We start from the raw sequence: 20,386 nt of genomic DNA, 5'->3' as shown, positions 1-20,386 counted from the left end.
GCAGAGAAATGGATTGACTTTGCAGGTGAGGTGCGTAAAATATTCATACATAGTGAAATTGTTGATTTTAGTAATTTTCTAATTAAACAAATGTATTACATCCATCTCCGTGTATTGACGTTTTTTTGCTTCTTCATTACAGGTTTAGAAAAAGATATGCGTATGAACAGGACATTAAAATATTTTTTTCCTGCTGTACTTTCCCTTTGCATTATAGTATACCATTGCATAAAAAATGATTGCTACGGGAACCATGAAAAGAAAACAGAGCAAATAACGGTATCCGGAACAGACATAGAGGTAGAGTTGGCAATTACCCCTGAAGAACACATGGCAGGGCTAATGTATCGTAATACCTTAGAAGATAATAAAGGCATGCTCTTTGTCTTTCCGGATGAAAAGAGGCTTTCATTCTGGATGAAGAATACCTATGTGCCTCTTTCTGTTGCATTTATAGATGAGAATGGACGGATTACCCAGATAGAAACAATGAAACCCAGGAGCCTCGATCTTCATGACTCACGCGAAAAGGTTCGCTACGCCCTGGAAATGAAATCTAATTGGTTTGAAATACATAATGTGCGGGAAGGAGATGTAGTGAAAATGCCACCGCGCATTATCGCAAATGGAGAATCTCGTAATGGTAAGAATTGGTAACACTTTAGTTCTTTGAAAAATTCCAATAATCCCGAAGGGATGAAATGATTATAGAAATTATACAAAAAACCCATAATTAACCCCGAAGGGGTGATATAATTTTATCTTTCATGAAACACCGAACATTCTATAATCATATTACCCCTTCGGGGTTATTCTTTTTTCCCGGAATTTTTCAAAAAGCTAAAGTGTTACAAGAATTGAAATTTTAAGCAACAATGTAGTTTTTGAAAAATCTCCATTTTAACTATTTTTACAGAAAATATATGCATATGACACAGCAAAGTATTATTAACGAAAAAGATGGCTCTGAAATGGTGTATGTGTCTGCCGGTAATTTTGTTATGGGAGAGGACAGGAAGGTTGTGTATGTCGATGCATTTTATATTGATAAGTTTCCCATAACGAATTCCCAATATAAGAAGTTTATTGATGAAGCTGGCGCGAAACACCCTTCTTTCTGGAATAATGAACGATTTAACAAACCACTGCAACCAGTGGTAGGGGTAAGCTGGAGTGATGCGGTTGCATATGCGAAATGGGCGGGAAAACGACTCCCTAAAGAAAAAGAGTGGGGCAAGGCTGCCCGGGGGATTGACGGAAGGGAATACCCGTGGGGAAACATGCAGCCTGACCATACGCTGGCCGTATTTAATCTCGACCCTAATACCGGCGCCCCGGCGGCGGTAGGAGACAGAAAGGAAGGCGCAAGTCCTTATGGGTGCTATGATATGTCGGGGAATGTTTGGGAATGGTGCGAGGATTGGTATGAAGAAGGAAAATACCGTGTAGTGAGAGGAGGCTCATGGTTGAATCATCATTATATTCTCAGGAGCGCTTATCGTAGTTGCAGTTATCCCGAAGGACGGGATAACAACGTAGGTTTTCGTTGCGTAAAAGACGCTGAATAAAATACCAAGTATATATTGGGATGAGATATTTAACTTTTTTTGATACCAAGCGCACTTAATGACATCCGGATATCATAGTTGCCTTTAAATTCGTACTCTTCATCAAAGACCTTTTTAAAGTTATAAATATTTTTAAAATCATCTTTCGAATCCGTTTCTGTTTTCCCCATCAAACCGCTTTCAACAAGATTGAAGACGATATTCCCAAAATCAATATCCTCCTTTATACCCCATTGTTCAAATACAGTTAAGGCCATAAAACCAAATTGCTTCAAAGCATAACGTTTAATCCCCTCCAAAAGTTCTTTTCCCGTCACATGACGGCCTGAATCAGCGGCCTTATATTGAGTTTTGCCTAGCATGTTTGTGGTAAATTCCAGTGCCTCGAATACAAATTGATAAGCCATCGGGGAATAGCGCGGGTCTTTTTTTTCTATTTCCTTTATTTTGTTCCAGGGGTTTTTCATTTTCGTTTCTCTAAGAAAAAGCTTACCGTATTTCCGGGGAAAAATATTAATTATTGGTAACTTTTCAGCATTGTAAAACTAAGCGATTGCTTAGTTACGAGCGAAGTGGCACTTCGCTCTGCATTTCAGCCACAGAGCCGCAAAGTTTTTTAGAAAACATCACCTCTGTAGCTACATAGTTACAATTATTGTAACAATTTAATGTATGTTTCCTGCTCCGGCAATTAGCAGGTCTTTTAGATTTTTTATTAAGAGGTCAATTTCTTCCTGCGTTCCTATCGTAATGCGCAGGCAATCATCAAGCCGTCTTATGTTAAAGTATCTTACCAAAATCTTCCGTTTTTTTAATTCATTATATAAATTCTGTGCAGAAACCCCCTTCATACATCTGGCTAAAACAAAATTGGCATGAGATGGATAAATGAAAAAACCCATTCCCTGCAATGCCTTTGTAAGGTACTCTCTTGTTTTTATGATTTTCTCGACATGCTCCATCATGGTCTTTTGATCTTCCATAGCTGCCACTGCGGCTACTATGCCTAACCGGTCAACATTATATGAATCTTTTACCTTCATCATCCCTTGTATAAGAGATTCTTGCGCTACGCAAAAACCAAACCGAATGCCTGCAAGTGAATACGATTTTGAGAGTGTACGCAAAAGGAGTACATTATCATGCCTTTCTACCAATGGCAAGCAGTTCTCGTCGGAGAAATCCGCATATGCTTCATCAATAACAAGCACTCCATCAATTTCAGACGCCAGTCTTGATATTTCCCGGGGAGAAATCATTGTGCCCGAAGGCGAATTGGGGTTTGCGATAAAAGAAACTTTTGCCCCTTTTACGATGAAATCTTCAGGGAGGGTATAATCTTCCGTAAAATCAATAATACATGCGGCGCCGTTTTGTAATTCAGAAAGGGTTTTATAGAGCATGTAGGAAGGGTAGGGAAAGACTATCTTATCACCATGCCCTGCAAAACTGCGAACTATTATAGAAAGAAGATCGTCCGACCCATTCCCGGCCATGACACGTTCCGGTTTTGTTTTAAGTACTTCCGCAATTTTTAATCGCGCCGCCATTGCGACCGGGTCAGGATACAAACGAAGCGTTTCGTTTAATGAATTACGTATTGCTTCCAAAACATGCTGTGACGGAGGATAGGGATTTTCATTTGTATTTAGCTTTGTGTAAACACCATCCCTTGGTTGTTCACCCGGTATATAACCGGTCATTTTTTCAATATGTTCTTTAAAATAACTCAAGAGAATGCTCCAATGAATAAAACAGTAGTGATAGTGAGCCAAGAACTACGTTACTTTCAACGCACGGACGGCTTTTTCCTGCCTGAATCCAATCTGATTTTAACCGATTTTGCATGCGCATCAAGTCCCTCAGATGCTGAAATTTCAGACACATCCTGCTGTACGCTCCTCAGCGCTGATTGTGAATAGGTGATAACACTTGTCCTCTTAATGAAATCATTTACCGATAAACCGGATGAAAAACGCGCAGTGCCTCCGGTAGGGAGCACATGGGATGGTCCGGCGATATAATCTCCCAGAGCCACAGGGGTGTAATCTCCCACAAATACCGCGCCGGCGTGTTTAATGCCTGATAACACGGCTTTTGGATTCTGCGTCATAATCTGCAAATGCTCTGGAGCAATGGCATTGGAGAGCGCTATGCATTCGTTCATATTTTTTGTGATAAAAATTACTCCATATTTGCTGAGGCATTCATTTGTGCCGGCGGAACGGCTGAGTGTTTTTATCTGCAGGGTTATTTCTGCTAAAACTTGCTTTGCCAACAATTTTGAAGAAGTGACTAAAAGAGAAATACCCGGAGTATGTTCCGCCTGAGAAAGCAAATCAGAAGCGATATATGATGGGTTTGCATGGTTATCGGCAATAATTAACACCTCGCTCGGGCCGGCAAGCATGTCTATTCCCGCATATCCGAAAATTTCTTTTTTGGCAAGCGTCACAAACACATTTCCAGGGCCTACGATTTTGTCCACACTTGGAATGGTTTTCGTTCCAAAAGCGAGCGCAGCAATTGCCTGAACACCGCCGATTTTGTATATCTCACTAACGCCTGCCTCTTTTGCCGCCACCAATCTCTCCGGAGGAATGTTTCCGTCTTCCTTTGGGGGAGAGACCATGACTATTTTCTCCACTCCGGCAACCTGGGCGGGAATAGCGTTCATCAATACGGTAGAGGGGTACGAAGCCGCCCCCCCGGGGACATATATCCCTGCGCTGTCTATTGGGGTATAGATTGTGTCAAGAATCACCCCTTTAGACCTTAGCGGTTTTACGTTTTGAATGCGAATATGGTTCTGATATGTTTGAATATTTTTTATTGCAAGGCGTATTGCCTTTATAAATTTACCGGTTACATATTTATAAGCGTCTTCAATTTCCTCTTCTTTTACCCTGAATTGTTCCGGCGAAAGAGGTGCCTTGTCAAAACGTTTGCCATATGCGGCAATGGCCTTGTCGCCATTTTTTTTTACATCCTGAATGATTTTGAGTACGGTTGTTCTGATGTCTGAAGAACTGTTTAAAGGGTCTAAGCCTTGTTTGATTTTTTCAATCTCCAGGCTTGCATCGCATTCCCATGTTTTAAGTATCCGCATCATTCATCATCCAAAAAATTAACGAGGCCGTTGGCCTCGTGTTATAAAGACGTAGAAAGAAATTATTGAAAAAAATTATATTTACTATGGTAAATGTTGTCAAGGAAAATGAAAAGACGTTCATCAACAACAAGGACTGGTAGTTCATGGATATTGTCTGATGCCGGATTATTGTCATCTTGAAGTGAGAAGTCCGGCCATTACTACACGAAACAAATAAGCTTGCAAATCAGAAATAGGGTTTCTATAATGCAACCATGCCACTGGTAAAATGATCAATCCCGGCAAAATTGTACAAACATCTCAACAAGTTAAATCGGGCATTTTCAGCTATTTTCCTCTCCCACGTTTAAATAATTCCGCTTGTATAAAGGCTAATAGCATATAAACAAGTACCATGGATAATGTATACCACTTAGACCTGAATAGCAAAAACATACAAGGGGCGAAGATCGCTTTATTGCCAGGCGACCCCTTTCGATCCCAAATTATTGCAGAGAGCATTTCGAAGACATACGGAACCGGCAACGAGAGACTCGCCTGGAAACGCGAGTATTGCTCATATCTTACTGAGGTGAGTGGACAAAAAATCCTCATTACCTCAACGGGAATCGGGGGTCCCTCCGCATCAATCGCCGTAGACGAGTTGGCACAATTGGGGATACAAACTTTTATCAGAGTGGGGACATCAGGTGCAATACAGGAATATATCGATATTGGAGACGTTATTATCACTACCGGAGCGGTTAGGCTTGATGGCGCATCGACGCATTATGCCCCCATTGAATACCCCGCAGTTGCCAACCATGAAATTATTTATTCCCTGATAGAAGGCGCAAAATATTCCCGGATAAAATATCATGTCGGTATCACCGCATCATCGGATACTTTTTATCAGGGCGAAGAAAGAAGCGATTCGTTTAGAAAATATACCTTAAGAAAATTTCAGGGAATAACAAAGGAATTGCAGTCCCTTAATGTACTCAATTACGAAATGGAGGCGTCCACGGTATTAACCCTGACCGCATCCATGGGGTTGAAAGGGGGATGTATTACCGGGGTGGTAAATAAAAGAGGCATGGAGAAGATAACGGAACAATGTCTTAAAACAGGGGAAACTCATTTAATTAAGGCGGCAATCGCATCCCTGAAATATCTGACAGATCTCTCCGGTTAATTGCAGACAGAGACGCATTGTCCTGCGTTGGTACTATTTTCCGAAACATCTTATTATAAACATTTAGAAAAAAGAGAAGATTGCTATTTATGCAAAACAAAAAAGATTTCAGATCAGGATATGTTGCGGTAATAGGGGAGCCAAATGTAGGCAAATCCACCCTCATTAACAATTATATGGGGTGTAAATTATCCATCGTTACTCATAAACCCCAAACGACAAGAAAAAAAATTATGGGTATATTAACGAAGGAAGATTACCAGATTATCTTTTTTGATACGCCGGGCATTATAGAACCAACATACGAACTACAAAAATACATGGTGAAAACCGCTTACAGTGTTATTAAAGAAGCGGATATACTCCTTATGATGGTGGAACCTTTTAAACAACCTGCAAAAATACACAGAGATGTAGTGAAGAAACTCGCCACCTTTAACAAGCCGATACTGCTGGTAATCAATAAAGTGGATATGGTAGAAAAGGATAAACTCCTTCCCATTATCGCTTCATATAATACGTTAATGAAGTTTTCCGAAATTATTCCCATTTCCGCAAAGGAAGGAACTAATCTTGAACGCCTGCTTTCTCTTATTGTGCAGTATTTGCCAGAAGGCGAGCCGCTGTATCCGGAGGATTCTATTACCGATTACAATGAGAGATTCCTTGCCGCCGAAATTATCAGGGAAAAGGTCTTTGAGTTTTATGGAGAAGAAATTCCTTATTCTTCAACGGTGGAAATTGAAGAATTCAAGGAGAGGGAAAAAGGCAGGGACTATATCAAGGCGATTATTTATGTTGAACGGAAATCGCAGAAGGGAATTATTATCGGCGAAGAGGGCAAGGCAATCAAGCACGTGGGCGTCATTGCACGAAAAGATATCGAGGATCAACTGGGAAGGGAAGTATTTCTTGAACTGCACGTTAAGGTCATGGAGAAATGGCGAAAAGATACACATAAGTTAAAAAGGTTGGGTTATCAATAACAATGTTGGATATTGAATCGTTTTCCACAGAAAATTTTTCGACGGCTTACCGTAATATAGTTGCCATGTGCAGCGCTGCCGCACGTCATGAAAACATCTCTTTCATACTGGAAGGCACAGAAAAATTAATAAAGGAAGAACTTGTCCGGTGTATCTGGTTCGGACAGCACATTGAAAAGAAAAATTTGCGCACGGACGATGGCCTCCGCCTGGAAATCCTTTCTCCGGGATGGTGGAACAATGAAGAAGGGCCTGATTTCAAGCACGCGGAGTTTTTTCTGGAGGGAAAGGGGTTAATAAGAGGCAGTGTCGAAATCCATGTATTTGCCTCCGACTGGATACATCACAAACATGAAAACCAAAAAACCTACGATGCCGTATGCCTGCACGTGGTTATGTGGAATGATCTGAAGGGGAGATGCGTCAAAAACTTCTCCGGAAAAGTAATCCCACAAATAACATTATCACTCTATCTGGAGGCAGAACTTGATGAGATAATCGAAACCATTGATGTTGGCTCTTACATCGGCAACAAACAGGTTATCCCGGGATATTGCAATCTGGAGATGCGAAAACAAAAAATAACACAACAATGGATCGGGGGTTTTCTTGATTACGCAGGAGATGAACGCATCCTTCAAAAGGCAAAAAAATATGAAAAATGGATTGAAAACAAACCTTTCGAACGGGTTCTTTATGAAGCAATAATGGAATCGCTGGGATACAAAAACAATAAAAAACCTTTTCTGATGCTGGCCTCACTCGTTACCGCAGAAACGATTCAATCTTTTGTGCCGGAATATACTCCTGCTCAGGAGAAAAAAATCATAGCCCAGTCCCTGTTGCTGGGTATGGCAGGATTATTACCCCTGAATGAGGAGGAGACAAAAAGATTTGATGATGAAACCATACAGTATTTTGACCGTATTTTCTCAACATGGCAGGGCATAAAACCAAAGATACATCAGACGCCCCTGACCAGGGAAAGCTGGTCGTATACAGGGATCAGGCCTGCAAATTTTCCCGACAGGAGAATTGTTGCCATTGCCAACATCCTATCAGAACACCTTGACAATGGCCTCTTCCGGTATATATTGCGTATCTTCCAAAAAAGAGATGATACGAAAAAAAACACGCGGGGATTTAAATCATTCGTCAATGAATTCCTCTCTCCCTTTCTGGAAACCCATGACGCATATTGGTCGTATCGTTACACCCCCGGTGGCAAGAAGCTGAACAAACCGCAAAAACTCCTTGGAAAAGAAAGGACATCAAACATTTTTGTTAATGTGATCATCCCGGTCATGCTCGTATACGCAAGAAAGCATAACGACAAGGCATTAGAAGAAAGATTGCACTACATTTACAGAAACTACACACCTCATCCTTCCACCAGCGTTACAAAATTTATGGGTACTCGTATATTTGGAACATCAATGGTTTCAAATAAAGTGATACATTCCGCAAGAAGACAGCAAGGGCTTTATCAGCTATTTAAGGACTTTTGTGAAAACGATACGATCAGTTGTAACAAATGCGCCTTATATGCAGCCATGAACAAAGAATAACGTATTAAAAAACAGAGTACCAAAATGAAAAATCTAAAGTTCTACATTACAGGGATACTTGGCTGTTTTTTAGTCAGGATATTGCTGTTTACCCTGCGAATAGAACACGAACCAGGGGGAAGTCTGGAAAAGGTAAAAAAGTCATTAAATATTTATGCTATATGGCACTGTACGCTGCTTTGCCTTGCCTATATTGGCCGCAATGCAAATATACAAGTACTTGTCAGCCAGCATTCTGATGGTGAATACATTGCAGGGGTAATTAAACGGCTTGGCTTCGGCGTTGTCAGAGGCTCTACCACCAGGGGAGGCGCCAGGGCAGTAAAGGCGCTAATGGATAAAACAAAGGCAGGGTATTCAATTGCAATTACACCTGACGGGCCCAGAGGGCCGCGATGCGTGGTGCAATCAGGGTGTATATACCTTGGCAAAAAAACAGGCGTACCCATTCTCCCTGTTACAGTCGGAATGTCAAATTACTGGAAACTTCCAAGTTGGGACGAATTTCGCATACCAAAGCCGTTTTCCCGTGTGTTAATACTCTATGGCAAACCCTTGTTTATCCCCCCACAACTTAACGATGAAGAAATGGAAGCATACCGTCTATTGCTGGAAAGAACCATGTGCGAAATGATGAAAAAAGCAGATTTACTGGCACAACAAAAATAACCCGTGTTTAGCACCTTCTCAATAGTTTCTTTGTATTTTTTGTAACTATTCAGCGTAAACATTACACGACTCCCGGCGGGTTCCGGTTTGCAAGCCTGAACTCTCGAAGGTAATGGGTAATTGGGGACACTTCCCATATTTTCAAATCAAATCAAGTTGGAAAATATGGGAAGTGGCCCTACATTTACTTTTTATTTAGCTCATCGTAAAGGGCTATTTGTTCTTCCACGCTAAGCTGTCTTGGTTTTTTCTTGTTGCACAAGCACATGGAACAGCGTTCATCGCTGCAAAACTGACAACTAAAGCAGTCGTCGCACGGATATTTTTTGTCTTTACAATTTCCCATTATCGTATAACCATGCCTGCCAAGAAAATCTTACGGGCACAAATATTTAATTTTTTTAACACTTTAGTCTTTTGAAAAATCTGACCACGCATTAACTCCCATGCTTCAGCATGGAAAATAGCTCGAACTTGTTCCCCAAGCCGGGGCTTAGGAACGATCATTTTTAATTTAAAATTCAAAATTCCTAATCTAACATTTCAAAGAAATACCTTTTAAACTACTATCCTTCACCTGGCAAACTGCTCAGGAAGATTCTCCCTAACACTGTTGAGGGAGCATTCCTGATTTTTTGTAACAGTTTAGATTTTTGGAAAACAAAAATGCTCGTTCCCAAGCTCCGGCTTGGGAACGTAATTGCGTTGGAAGCTCTAGCTTCCATTTAGCCGGCAAGCGAAGCTTCGTGTATTATTCGATTCAAAAGATGTTTCTAAATATCTTGGGTAACATACTGAAAAGCCTCCAAGCTGACATCATGGGTTCATTCCCTTTTCCATTCGAAGCTGGAGCTTCTCAAACAATCCCGTTCCCAAGCCGGAGCTTGGGAACGAGCGGTTTTTTTCATAGGACTAAAGTATTACAATTCTTTGTAAAAAAACAAAATGTGTGAAGATATACAAAAAATCTGGAATGCACCCCACTGTTGAAATATTCTTCAGTTCACCGGGGGGCAGCGCATAAAAACCTTTCCGCATCCCTTCTTTATCACACCGCAATGATACGTCAAAAATATCATTTATTCCGCCATCTCGGATAATCTCAAATCTCTCCCCTTTTTTATCTTCTCCCTGATACGGCACTATTTTCCCCATGACATAATTCTGCAGACTCTCTTTAAAATCTTTATGTGACGTCGCCATTAAACGATCCGTTGTCGCTCTGCCAAATTTTCTAAAATACATTACTTTGTCTTCAACACTAAGCGCATGGTCCATTGACGCCGGCAAATCCATCGCAAGATACCTGTTCACCCTTCCTGACAACGGGAACAAAAAATCTCCATTTCCGCTGCCGCCTTTTGCACTGTTAAACCCCTGAAAAACAATCGATGTCCCCTGTTTCCACTTCCCCGTTGTTTGATCAAAGGAATAGCCCATTGCGCCAGCATCCTGTTCAGGCATTTCATGGCGAAGGCCTTCCCTTCCACCGCCGGATTCACCATAAAAGGCAACCGGTTCCAAATAGGGAAAGAAATGACTCTTTCCCCTGTAATTCATAGTAAATGCATCCTGCAGAAACATTGACTCTTGTGTTTCGTTTATCTCAGACCTCTTTGCCTCCCACTCCCAACAACCGCTGTAATCCCCCGGCATACGCTGGCTAACCATCGCAAACACCATGTCGGATTGTTTTTTGCGCAGCGCACAATGATTAATGAATTCTCTTTCCCGGCGGGCAATGGCGTCTGACGGCCTTGTTTTTAAATAGAGATCATACCATTTCTGCGATTCCTCAAATTCATGCATCTGCCTGTTCAGTTTCCCCATCCATATCATAGCGCGGGTATCTCTGGAATTTGATTCCCACATTGCCAAAAATTGTTTCTTTGCCATTTCATACTCTTCGTGCAAAGCCAGGAACCTTGCATACTGATACTGAATGCCGGTATTTTCAGGATATAATTCCACGGCATCGTTCAGCCAGTTTTTTGCAAACTGATAGTGTTTCCCCTCCCGCCCTTTGTCAAAATCTCCCGCCTTATCCATGATTAACTGAAAGAGGGAGAGAGAGATCTGATTATTTAAGAGATATTCCGTTACTATATTATTTGCAAGAAAGTAGTCGCCGTAATGAATATTTGCCATTGCTATCGCTGTTATGACACGCGTGTTTTTTGTCAAATCCTCCGGCAATTCCATGATTATCCTGTAAAACGCCTCTCTTTCAATGCCACATTTCACCACATTTTCCAAATAACGGGGCATTTCCTGGCGAGGCAGATTCGATAATTGTATTTCATCACATACTTCCTTCGCCTTCTTTTTATTGTTCATTGCCATGAAACATTCCATCATGCCCAGTTTATATGATGCATCTTCACGCATACAATAGAGTTGTTCATAAACCTCCAGCGCCTCCTGAAAATTCCCTGCTCTATATTCAGCCATTGCCAACTGCTCCGTTATGTCTGCATTATTATGCCCGGACAGTTCATCCGCAATTTTCCAGGCATGAAGCATGCGGAGGGCAGTCACCTTTGATGCATCAAAGAATAATTCATCCTCAAAAAATTGCTGCGGCATCGTATCAAACCAAGAAGAAGATTCTGCCAGTGATGCTCCAAGCGCCTGAATGGATTGGTAATGTTCTTCCATTTGTCCGCTTGAAGCGAACAACGATATTGAAAAAACCGCCGAACCATAATCGGCATTCTCCAGCGCTGCTAGCAATTCAACACCTTTGTATGCATAGAGCAAAACGGAAAGCATTGCGGCTGTATATTTTTCTTTCTGCGTTTCTAAAAGCACCCCAATCTCTCTTTCCGCTTCCCTATGCAAGCCCACTTTGATTTGCGAAAGTATCCGCAATGCCGACACCCTTGATTTAGGAAAAGATTCATCCGCGCCCCATTTTTGCAATAATGAAGCGGATTTTTTGATAAGTGCCTCGTAATCTTCCAGGCCATAATAACATTCCAGTTCAATAAGCTGCGCCTTGTAATCATTGCCGGTATTTTGTTCAAAAGCTTGTAACATTGACAATGCTGTTTCATAATTTTTTACAATAGAGAAAAGCCCTGCCTTTGCAATATTCAGTGCGCTACTGGTCTCCGGCGTGTTTTCAAATTGACGCAAAATTTCCATACCGTTCTCCGGCATATCCATGGAAGCGTATTGAAGAGACAACTCCCCGGCGATAAGGCTATTCGCACCGTCCATTTCCAATGCCTGCTTCAGAACCTGAACAGCCGCTTCCCGTTTCTTATTGGCAGTTAATGTGTTCACTATGGCGAAAAGAGTCTTCCTCCATCGTTCCGAAGCAACCTCCATACCTCTCCATAAACATAGCGCTTTCTCTGTCTCCTCCAAAGACAAATACATCTCCACCAGGAAATCCCGCCTGTCATCGGACATTTCTATTTTGTCTATTCCTTCTTTTATCGCCTTTGACAGCAGCGACCATTCCTGCGCTGATGAAAGTGCTTTAAAATACCCAAACCAGATATCGCCATTTTCCGGCCATCTACTGATCAAATCCTGATAGAGGACAATAGCGCTCCCATAATTCCCCAGCCAAAACTCAAGGTCCGCGCGAAGTTGCAACGTCTTCAATGTGTCGTTTTCCTTTGGCATATGGGCAAGTATCATCCTCGCTTCCCTAAATTGCCAGGTTTGCACGAGTATGTTCAATTTCAAACATAAGACTTCCCTGTTAGAAGGATCAAAAAATAACATCGTGTCGCACAATTCAAGTGCTTCGTCAAATTGTCCTGTTCTGAAAAAAGCGTCTGCAAGTTTTTCTAACGCATAATTCTTTTCCTTTAGCTCATTTAATAGGGGAACAGCCTTTGTGGAGTCATTTTGCATCACAAAACAACACGCCTTGCCCAGTTTTGCCTCTAACACCGTTTCAGAATAAGAAAGAACCCTGTGAAAAAGTTCCAATGCCTGCGCATAATCGCCAGACCGGTAATAGTCCCATGCCCGCACGATATCCTCATTTTCCCTGCCGTTTCCGCCTTCGTCAGAAACCCCCATTCCTTCTATTGAATAATGCGGGGCGTCCATTTCGTCAAACACGCCATAATCATCCTCCCCATAATGAGTTTTCCGTACAATCGATAACAGGTTCGACTGTCTTTCCTTCGTTACCGCGATATGAGGCGAATTTTCCGTCGCTTCCTGAGGCTTCGCACGATGATTGTTGATAATAGTCGTCTGGGGATATCCGTTTTTCCGCAACATATCAATATCTCGCTGCAAATCCGACCGTTTCCCTGCCACTCCTGCAAGAAGAAGAGAGTAGTTGCCGTCCTCCTTTATCCGTGTGCGAATACCGAAGGTATGAGAGATATGTTTCGCGCGCTTTTCCGCTTCTTCCCGATTGGTGATATGGGCAACCCGGATGGCATAGAAAGCGGCGGAATCATCCGCTCTTTCCGGTGTATTCTTTGATATTGGCGGCCTGGCGTTTGTTTGATCCGGCAATATTTCCATAATAACAGGAATCGCTCCGTATGGGTCATTCACCACAGATGCCTGTGGATATCCATTCGCCCTGATAATGCTTTCAGACTCCGACAGATCAGAACGTCTCTCCGCTTTCCCCGCAAGGATGACATAATAATTTTGAGCGGTTCTTTTTATACAAACGGGAAGAAATATGCGTTGCGACAACTGCTTCGCACGCTTCTTTGCTTCTTCCGGATCAGTGACATAAGCGACTTGAATGGTGTACAAACGGGACGCCGGCTTTTGCGCTGATGTATCGGGACTACTGAAAGAAGCGTATCCACCCGGCAAACCCAAAGAATATGCAATGGTTCTCTGTGCCGCAAAAAAGATACAACATAAAATGAAGAAACCGATATTTACTTTCATTCGTATAGACAATATATTTTAAATTCCAAATTACAATTTCTGTAACTTCTCAATAAGTTATTATAGTCACTCTTCCGCCAGGAGGTACAGACAATACGAATAATAATCTTTTTTATCATACGCCAGCCTTTCACTCGCTTCTTTGAACAATTTCTTGCTTAACGTTTTTTCACCCATCTTCTCCGCCGCCCTGGCAAATACAGCGTAAAAACCCGGTGGAGCATTTTGCAGCGAAATGCTGTCGCTGGCAACATCTACCCAAAGGGGAATAAAGCCCAGCTTATTATAAATATCCAGCATCTTAGCCAAACCTTCCGGAAACAGAGGATTTTCTTCCCACGAGAGATAGAGGAATACACGGATTGCCTCATAACCGAAATACGGTTTTCTTTCATTACAAACATCTATGTCCCTGCCCTCCAGCATTACCCAGTCTGCAGGCATTTTCAGCGACCCAAAACAAGATTTTGCAACGAGCAGCATGCTGTCTTTGTAAACCTTTTGCCAGAATGCTTCGGCGTCAACCTTTGCAAACGCACGATACGCTGAAAAAATAACATAGGAGGGGTTTACGATAAAACGATCATTCTCCCTTATAAATCCGTGATAACCGGGCAAAAGAAGCTGATGTCCGTTCCACTCCACCGCAAGATTCTCCCGCACACTTCTGACGATTTTCAAGGCGGTATTTTTATAATTATTGTTGGGCCATTCTTCATCGGCCTTGATCAGTGCGTATGCGATGAGAATATCGCCGTCAGTGGCATTATTATAATCGACTACCCCCCAGGCGCCACTCGTTCTCTCCCCCCATTTCCACGCAAACAGATGATCGTTCCTTACCGCAATATTATCCTGCGTCCACTGCAAAAGCTTATCAAACACGGCCTTATCATCATACTTTACCGCCAACAACATTCCGTATCCCTGCCCTTCGGAATGACTGATACGGCCATTGTAATGATCGACCACCCTGCCGTCCTGTCCGATAAAATTCGTCTTAAATGCTTCCCAAACAGCCGGCTGCCGCCCGTATGTCATTTTACACATACCCAGCATAAAAAACACACATATAACAATGCAACTCAATTTCTTATGCACTTTTCAACCTCCTCTTTCTAAAGCGATATAACAGATAGAAAACGGTTATCCCCAAAAACAGAAAGATAAAAACTAACAGGTAAGCATAATACTTACTCATGGAATATATATATGCCTTTACCCGGGATATCTTTCCGCCTTTACCGCTGAAATATTTTTTCCCTATATCAAAAGAATAGACCTTGTAATGAGGGGCGGAAGCAAGGTCAACCAATGCCAGATCGCCTTTGCACGCGCCTTCTACCGCAGGTTCTGTCAGCATTTCGCTAAAGGCATACAGCTCTTTTGGAGAAAACGCCGTGACCATCAATATCGTGCGTCCCACCCTGTAGGGGGATTTGAATTGCATTACGGCGCCTTTCGCCTTTCCAAAATCACTTATTTGCCCACTGAAAGCAAGGGTTTTTTCATCCCGCCAGCTCTTCACCACCGGGTAAGGGACAGATGTATTTTTTGTAAGTTTCAAAGGTGCGAGTTCCTTTAAATCGTCCGGAATGCTTTCTGCGCTTCCCAAAATAATAATCTCACCGTCCCATGCGTCTGGTTTGCGAAAACCCATTTTAATTTCCAGGAGGGGAAATCCGTTTTTTTGAGTGATAGAACCAATGATGTTAAAGGCGGAGGCTATCACGCTGGACGTTGGCTGCGTCATAAAGAGAAGGGTTTCGTGTCCGTCAGGCCAGCGGGTAAAAGGAAATCCGTTTAAAAAAAACAGCTCCAGCCTGGGCAATTCAACGAGATGCGGCATTGGCGGAAAAATAAATGTTGAATTATCGAATAGGGTGAAGAAGAGATTGTCTATGGGCTTCGGTTCACAATTGCTACTCATTGACGGGGCGAGCATCGGCGCAAAGGAAATAACGTTCGTTCCTGCCTGGAACAAATAGGTAGGGATTGTGAGGTTGTATCCTGCCACAATAGCCCCCAATTCGTTATCAAGGCGAATAGCCCGTATATGTATTCCATTCAGCAACACATTCAGAACGGAAAAATTCCTCATGCCGGCGCCATATGCAAAATGCAGGGAAAGATTTGCATATTGATTTTGTTTCACCAAAAAATCGGGCGACAGACGAAAGGTGATTTCTTTCGGATTAGGGGATAATCCTTTAAAAGTATATGTTTCAAGGTTAAGGGTTTTAAGGGTATATTTTTTATCGGGAACCAGCATGTGTTTGCCGCTGTACAGTGCAACACCAGGGAGTTCAAACTTCACCGGCGTCATTTCGTCTGTGTCGGGAAAGGGAAAAGACATAATGGCAAACGTTTCCGCGGCCAATTTCACCTGCTCAATATTATCTCCGGTAATTATAATCAAGGCGTGATGAGGGTCGCGTACGAATTTTTCCAGCGGAAGGTGTGTTATTTTCAAAAGGGCGCCGGCACCTTCATTGATTTCAACGCCCTTTTTTCTTAAAAAATCGTAGATAAAATCCTTTTTCCCCAAAAGTATATTGTCCACGTTGGGCTTGATATCTTTACTCACACTGAAAAATACCTGCCGGTAATCATATCGCAGCGCAATTCCGGAAGCCACGATGCCCGCATAATTGATTAACTCCTCGGAAGTAAGTCCCTCAGCAATGAAATTCACCCTTCCGTGGGGAAAGATTTTCGGGTCAAAGAGGAATTCAGGAATCACCGATAACTGTAAGGGAACCGGTTTTAAGCAGTATTCCACGCGTAAAATGGATTCGTCAACGTTAATGGTTGTCCAGAGACCGGGAGCGCACGGGTCTTCACATTCATCGGTATAATGCTGCGTGACGGCAAAACTGATGTTGTTATAGCCGGTATCCAGTAAAACAGGAGGAATGGTCATCTTTACCTCCCCCTCCGGAACAATGGGGCTTAGCTTGATCTGCGCAATCGGATACTCATTTACTTTCACTACCAGTGTGGACTTGTTTTCCAGCAAAGAAGATGAATTTACATATTGAAAACGCATAACTGCCTTTTCAATTTCCCATCGTTCAGGAACACTGACCGGGATTGTGTATTCAGCGCTAATACATTTTAAATCGATGCTTTTAACAAGGGTATTGGTAAATTTATATAAGGGCACTTCTACTACTGCCGCATGCGCCAGATGTGCCAGGCAGAAGATGGTTGCTATACAGAGAAATAATTGTTTCATTTTGTATGCAATCCCTCAAGCTTCATCTTTTTCAGCCACAATGACTGCATTTTCCCATATATTACAAAAAAACTTTTTTTCAGTACGCTATACAATAATTTCGACGAAAGTGTAACGCAGTCCCTGCTCCCCTTTATACCCATACGCACAATAAAATAGAAGATCCCCCACGGACTTACACGCTTAAACCGCTTCTGCAAAAAATCTTCCCATCTTTGACTGTCGCCATACACATATTTAATCAAACGCAATTGCGCCGCTTTTCCTTTTGCAACAAAATCACATCCGCAGAAAACATACTCTTTCTTTTTTATCTTACGGAATATTCTTGCATCAAATGCATATTTTTCCCCATAAATATCTCTGACGTTTAATACAACATCCTCTTCCGGTTTTATAGGAAACGGCGTTTTCAACTGCACCCCCATCCCTGAATACGAGATATCCTTTATTTCACCCTGCAAAATATACTTCATGCGCGGAAAATACACATTGACCTCGCCTCGCGCCCACATGCGATGATGACGGCGTATCTGCCTTCTCTCTACAAACGCACCCAGCGACGCCACAGCGATAAAAAGATTAAACATCGTCCAAAACAGGGTAATAAGGATAATATCCCGGTATAATGGGAATTGTATCCACTTTATTATCCCCACTGGAACACACGCTGCAATTATAAATACCATAAAAAGAAAGGGCACTGCCTGCAAGGTGAGCACCGTTTCGCCCAGACTCTGTCCTTTAGGGGTAACCTTAAAGGTGGGATGCCGTGGGTTTCTGATAACGGAAAATATCACGGGCATAAGGAATATGGACAACACGCTTTCATATATCTCGGAAAAAAACGGCCATCTGAATTTGCCGTGGAGAAAGTCCGTCACAACAATACACCCAATAACGTGGGGCAATGCATATGCCACTATCTCTGCAAAAGATGCATGGTATACCTTCAATCCGAATAATAAAAATGCCGCAGGGACAATATAAAAAATAAACCTCGAAAACCCAAAAAACCAGAATAGGGAAGCGCTCATATAACAGAGACGCTGATACCATTTCATTCCTTTTGCGAATAAGGGATTCTTCAGTATGAAAATTTGTATCATACCCTGCGCCCAGCGGCTCCTTTGTACAAGCATATCATCAAAACTCTCAGGCGACAATCCGCATACCATTGGCCTGTCGATATACACGCTATTATAGCCCTTGCTATGTAAAGCAACGGTTGTTTCCGCGTCTTCAGTTATCGTTTCGCCGGCAATTCCCCCAACCTCCATTAAATATTTTCTACGCAAAAGGGCGGCGGAACCGCAGAAATACGAAGCATTCCAGGAATCAAGGCCATGATGGATACCGTGATAAAACATCTCATTCTCGCCGGGGGCTTCGCCAAATATCGCAAGATTTTTTTCAAACGGGTCAGGATTTATGAAAAAATGAGGTGTTTGCACAAGAAAAAGCATTTTCATCTTTCAGAAACCATCCTGCCGTATTCCGTAAAATATCCCTTGTGGGCACATGGTCGCAATCCAATATGAGGACAAGCTCTGCGCTTGTGTACCACAGGGCATGGTTCAGATTCCCCGCCTTGGCATGTGCATTTTGCTGCCGCGTAATATAACTGATACCCAGTTCCTTCGCCATCCTCTTCAGGGAATAGTGCCTTTTCCACGCATCCATTCCCTTTTCGGGATGATTCCTTTTGGCGACAGTGCCGCCGTCATCCAGTATATAAACATTAAACTTGTCCTTTGGGTAGTCAATCTGCATACACGAAACGGCAGTAGTTCTTATAACATCTTCAGGTTCATGGTAAGTGGGGATAAAAATATCCACCGTGGGATACAGCCGGGAGTCGGCAGGCAAGGGCGCTATCTTGTGGTTAAGCGGCCATATATTGACAAATAAACCGAAAAAGTGAATGGCAACCGCATATGCCTCCGCAAGATAAAGCAAAATGGTTGCCGCATAATCCAATGGCCCCGTGTACACCAAACTCTGGAAAGTACGCCAGAGCAAATACCGCAGGGTAATAAACACAATGATCAGGATGAAGAGGATTCGCAAGGGCGGGCGTTTAAATACCTCTATTTTACCAGCAACTATTATAAAACCTATAAGACCCCAGAATATCCCAAGCTGGTAGTAAATATCCAGATAACATCCCGCCATGAAAATAAAAAAAATGCCCCCACACCCGCAAAAATACACATCAGATAAAAAATGGATTTTTCGGCATCAAACTTTCCGGTTTTTATTTTTGGCATATTTCCAATAGGAAGCATGGTGTTTATTTACGTTTTACGATTTACGATTTGAGAGAGAGAGAGTAGGGACACGCCATGGCGTGTCTCAAAAGAAACCACAGATTTCACCGATTAAAAAATCGTAACAGTTCACCCCCCCCTGCTGTGGAAAAAACCTTTTCTGTTTATACCTCGTTCTTTATCCAATCATTTTTTGTAATCCCTGCTTGCCTGATTATTCTTGTTAACAGATCAATACTTATTTCTTTCCTGTGAGGATTTGGAATTGTTAGTCTTAAACTGCCCTTTACCATAATAAAGGTGCTTTCCGCCTCCATAAGGACCTTCAAAGCCGAACATTCTTAGTTTCTTCACAAGTTCATTATAAGAAGTGGGAGTAAGTTTAGGCATTTATATACTTACTTCCTCTACTTCTTTAATTTCAGTATTACCAAGTTTTGGCATAGAAAGCCCTTTTCTAATACTAATAAGAATCCAACCCTCTATAACTTCTTTCAAGTTATTTCTGCATTCTTCAAGTGTTTTGCCCGTAGCCCAGACACCGTTAAGCCCATGCACCTCACCATAGTAAGGTTCTTCGTCTTCTATTATCTCATAATGTGCCTTTTTTAATGCCTCGTTTATATATTCAGTAATCATAAGTATTTATCCCCAAAAAGTTCTTTTTCAATCCACAGAGCGCAGACTTCGTCGTGAGCTCAGTCGAACGATTAACACCGATTTTAACCAAGCTTTTCTCTTCTTTTTAACATTCCTAAACACTTTGGTTTTTTGAAAAATTCCAATAATACCTAAATCCTGCAAACAAGGCAAAGCCTTGTTGCAGGAATAGGATTGAAATGGTAGGATTTCCAAGGTATTCGGCGGTATATTGATAACAAAAAACACCTGAAAGGAGATTCACCATTTCGATGAAG

General features: G+C 42.1%; 16 protein-coding genes. 6 read left to right on the top strand and 10 right to left on the bottom strand.

Annotated elements, in window-relative coordinates:
* Positions 1 to 162: 162 nt before the first annotated feature.
* Together QZT26_RS01755 and QZT26_RS01750 are read left to right on the top strand one after the other, a co-directional pair.
* Entirely contained in the window at positions 163 to 657 is a 495-nt protein-coding gene (locus QZT26_RS01755) for a DUF192 domain-containing protein (RefSeq protein WP_197705320.1), read from the top strand.
* Positions 658 to 929: 272 nt separating this feature from the next.
* Positions 930 to 1,568 (top strand): SUMF1/EgtB/PvdO family nonheme iron enzyme, encoded by a 639-nt coding sequence (locus QZT26_RS01750; RefSeq protein ID WP_295100191.1) that lies wholly within the window; start codon positions 930 to 932, stop codon positions 1,566 to 1,568.
* A gap of 29 nt (positions 1,569 to 1,597) precedes the next feature.
* Here the strand turns inward: QZT26_RS01750 and QZT26_RS01745 are convergent, their stop codons facing one another.
* The 3 genes from QZT26_RS01745 to hisD all read right to left on the bottom strand — a co-directional run bounded on the left by QZT26_RS01745 (position 1,598) and on the right by hisD (position 4,680).
* The gene (locus QZT26_RS01745; protein ID WP_099324110.1) at positions 1,598 to 2,035 is read right to left on the bottom strand and encodes a Minf_1886 family protein; all 438 of its coding nucleotides are present in this window, start codon (positions 2,033 to 2,035) and stop codon (positions 1,598 to 1,600) included.
* Between the two features lie 198 nt (positions 2,036 to 2,233).
* Entirely contained in the window at positions 2,234 to 3,301 is a 1,068-nt protein-coding gene (hisC, locus tag QZT26_RS01740) for a histidinol-phosphate transaminase (RefSeq protein WP_295100188.1), read from the bottom strand.
* 56 nt (positions 3,302 to 3,357) lie between these two features.
* Positions 3,358 to 4,680, bottom strand: coding sequence for a histidinol dehydrogenase (gene hisD / locus QZT26_RS01735; RefSeq protein ID WP_169703824.1), 1,323 nt, complete (start codon positions 4,678 to 4,680; stop codon positions 3,358 to 3,360).
* 394 nt (positions 4,681 to 5,074) lie between these two features.
* On the opposite strand from hisD, the gene udp reads away from it, so the two are divergent.
* The 4 genes from udp to QZT26_RS01715 all read left to right on the top strand — a co-directional run bounded on the left by udp (position 5,075) and on the right by QZT26_RS01715 (position 9,077).
* Positions 5,075 to 5,854, top strand: a complete 780-nt coding sequence (gene udp, locus QZT26_RS01730) for a uridine phosphorylase (RefSeq protein WP_099324113.1) — start codon at positions 5,075 to 5,077, stop codon at positions 5,852 to 5,854.
* 89 nt (positions 5,855 to 5,943) lie between these two features.
* Positions 5,944 to 6,840, top strand: coding sequence for a GTPase Era (gene era, locus QZT26_RS01725; RefSeq protein ID WP_099324114.1), 897 nt, complete (start codon positions 5,944 to 5,946; stop codon positions 6,838 to 6,840).
* A gap of 2 nt (positions 6,841 to 6,842) precedes the next feature.
* Entirely contained in the window at positions 6,843 to 8,408 is a 1,566-nt protein-coding gene (locus QZT26_RS01720) for a DUF2851 family protein (RefSeq protein ID WP_099324115.1), read from the top strand.
* Positions 8,409 to 8,432: 24 nt separating this feature from the next.
* The gene (locus QZT26_RS01715; protein WP_164994764.1) at positions 8,433 to 9,077 is read left to right on the top strand and encodes a lysophospholipid acyltransferase family protein; all 645 of its coding nucleotides are present in this window, start codon (positions 8,433 to 8,435) and stop codon (positions 9,075 to 9,077) included.
* A gap of 912 nt (positions 9,078 to 9,989) precedes the next feature.
* On the opposite strand, the gene QZT26_RS01710 is transcribed toward QZT26_RS01715, so the two are convergent.
* The 7 genes from QZT26_RS01710 to QZT26_RS01680 all read right to left on the bottom strand — a co-directional run bounded on the left by QZT26_RS01710 (position 9,990) and on the right by QZT26_RS01680 (position 20,108).
* Positions 9,990 to 13,973, bottom strand: a complete 3,984-nt coding sequence (locus QZT26_RS01710; RefSeq protein WP_295100183.1) for a tetratricopeptide repeat protein — start codon at positions 13,971 to 13,973, stop codon at positions 9,990 to 9,992.
* Between the two features lie 54 nt (positions 13,974 to 14,027).
* On the bottom strand, positions 14,028 to 15,062 hold the full coding sequence (locus tag QZT26_RS01705) for a glycosyl hydrolase family 8 (protein WP_295100182.1): 1,035 nt from the start codon (positions 15,060 to 15,062) through the stop codon (positions 14,028 to 14,030).
* Entirely contained in the window at positions 15,055 to 17,199 is a 2,145-nt protein-coding gene (locus QZT26_RS01700) for a cellulose biosynthesis cyclic di-GMP-binding regulatory protein BcsB (protein WP_295100180.1), read from the bottom strand. The genes QZT26_RS01705 and QZT26_RS01700 overlap by 8 nt, the downstream gene beginning before the upstream one ends.
* Entirely contained in the window at positions 17,196 to 18,671 is a 1,476-nt protein-coding gene (locus tag QZT26_RS01695) for a glycosyltransferase family 2 protein (RefSeq protein WP_295100179.1), read from the bottom strand. The genes QZT26_RS01700 and QZT26_RS01695 overlap by 4 nt, the downstream gene beginning before the upstream one ends.
* Positions 18,622 to 19,374, bottom strand: a complete 753-nt coding sequence (locus QZT26_RS01690; RefSeq protein WP_295100177.1) for a glycosyltransferase — start codon at positions 19,372 to 19,374, stop codon at positions 18,622 to 18,624. The genes QZT26_RS01695 and QZT26_RS01690 overlap by 50 nt, the downstream gene beginning before the upstream one ends.
* A 259-nt stretch (positions 19,375 to 19,633) precedes the next feature.
* Positions 19,634 to 19,798, bottom strand: coding sequence for a type II toxin-antitoxin system HicA family toxin (locus QZT26_RS01685; protein ID WP_295100176.1), 165 nt, complete (start codon positions 19,796 to 19,798; stop codon positions 19,634 to 19,636).
* 61 nt (positions 19,799 to 19,859) lie between these two features.
* On the bottom strand, positions 19,860 to 20,108 hold the full coding sequence (locus QZT26_RS01680) for a type II toxin-antitoxin system HicB family antitoxin (protein WP_099324121.1): 249 nt from the start codon (positions 20,106 to 20,108) through the stop codon (positions 19,860 to 19,862).
* Positions 20,109 to 20,386 lie beyond the last annotated feature (278 nt).

It is taken from the genome of uncultured Candidatus Kuenenia sp., from assembly GCF_900696675.1.
In the GTDB taxonomy this organism is placed as follows: domain Bacteria; phylum Planctomycetota; class Brocadiia; order Brocadiales; family Brocadiaceae; genus Kuenenia; species Kuenenia stuttgartiensis_A.
This window is presented reverse-complemented; position numbering and strand designations above follow the sequence as displayed.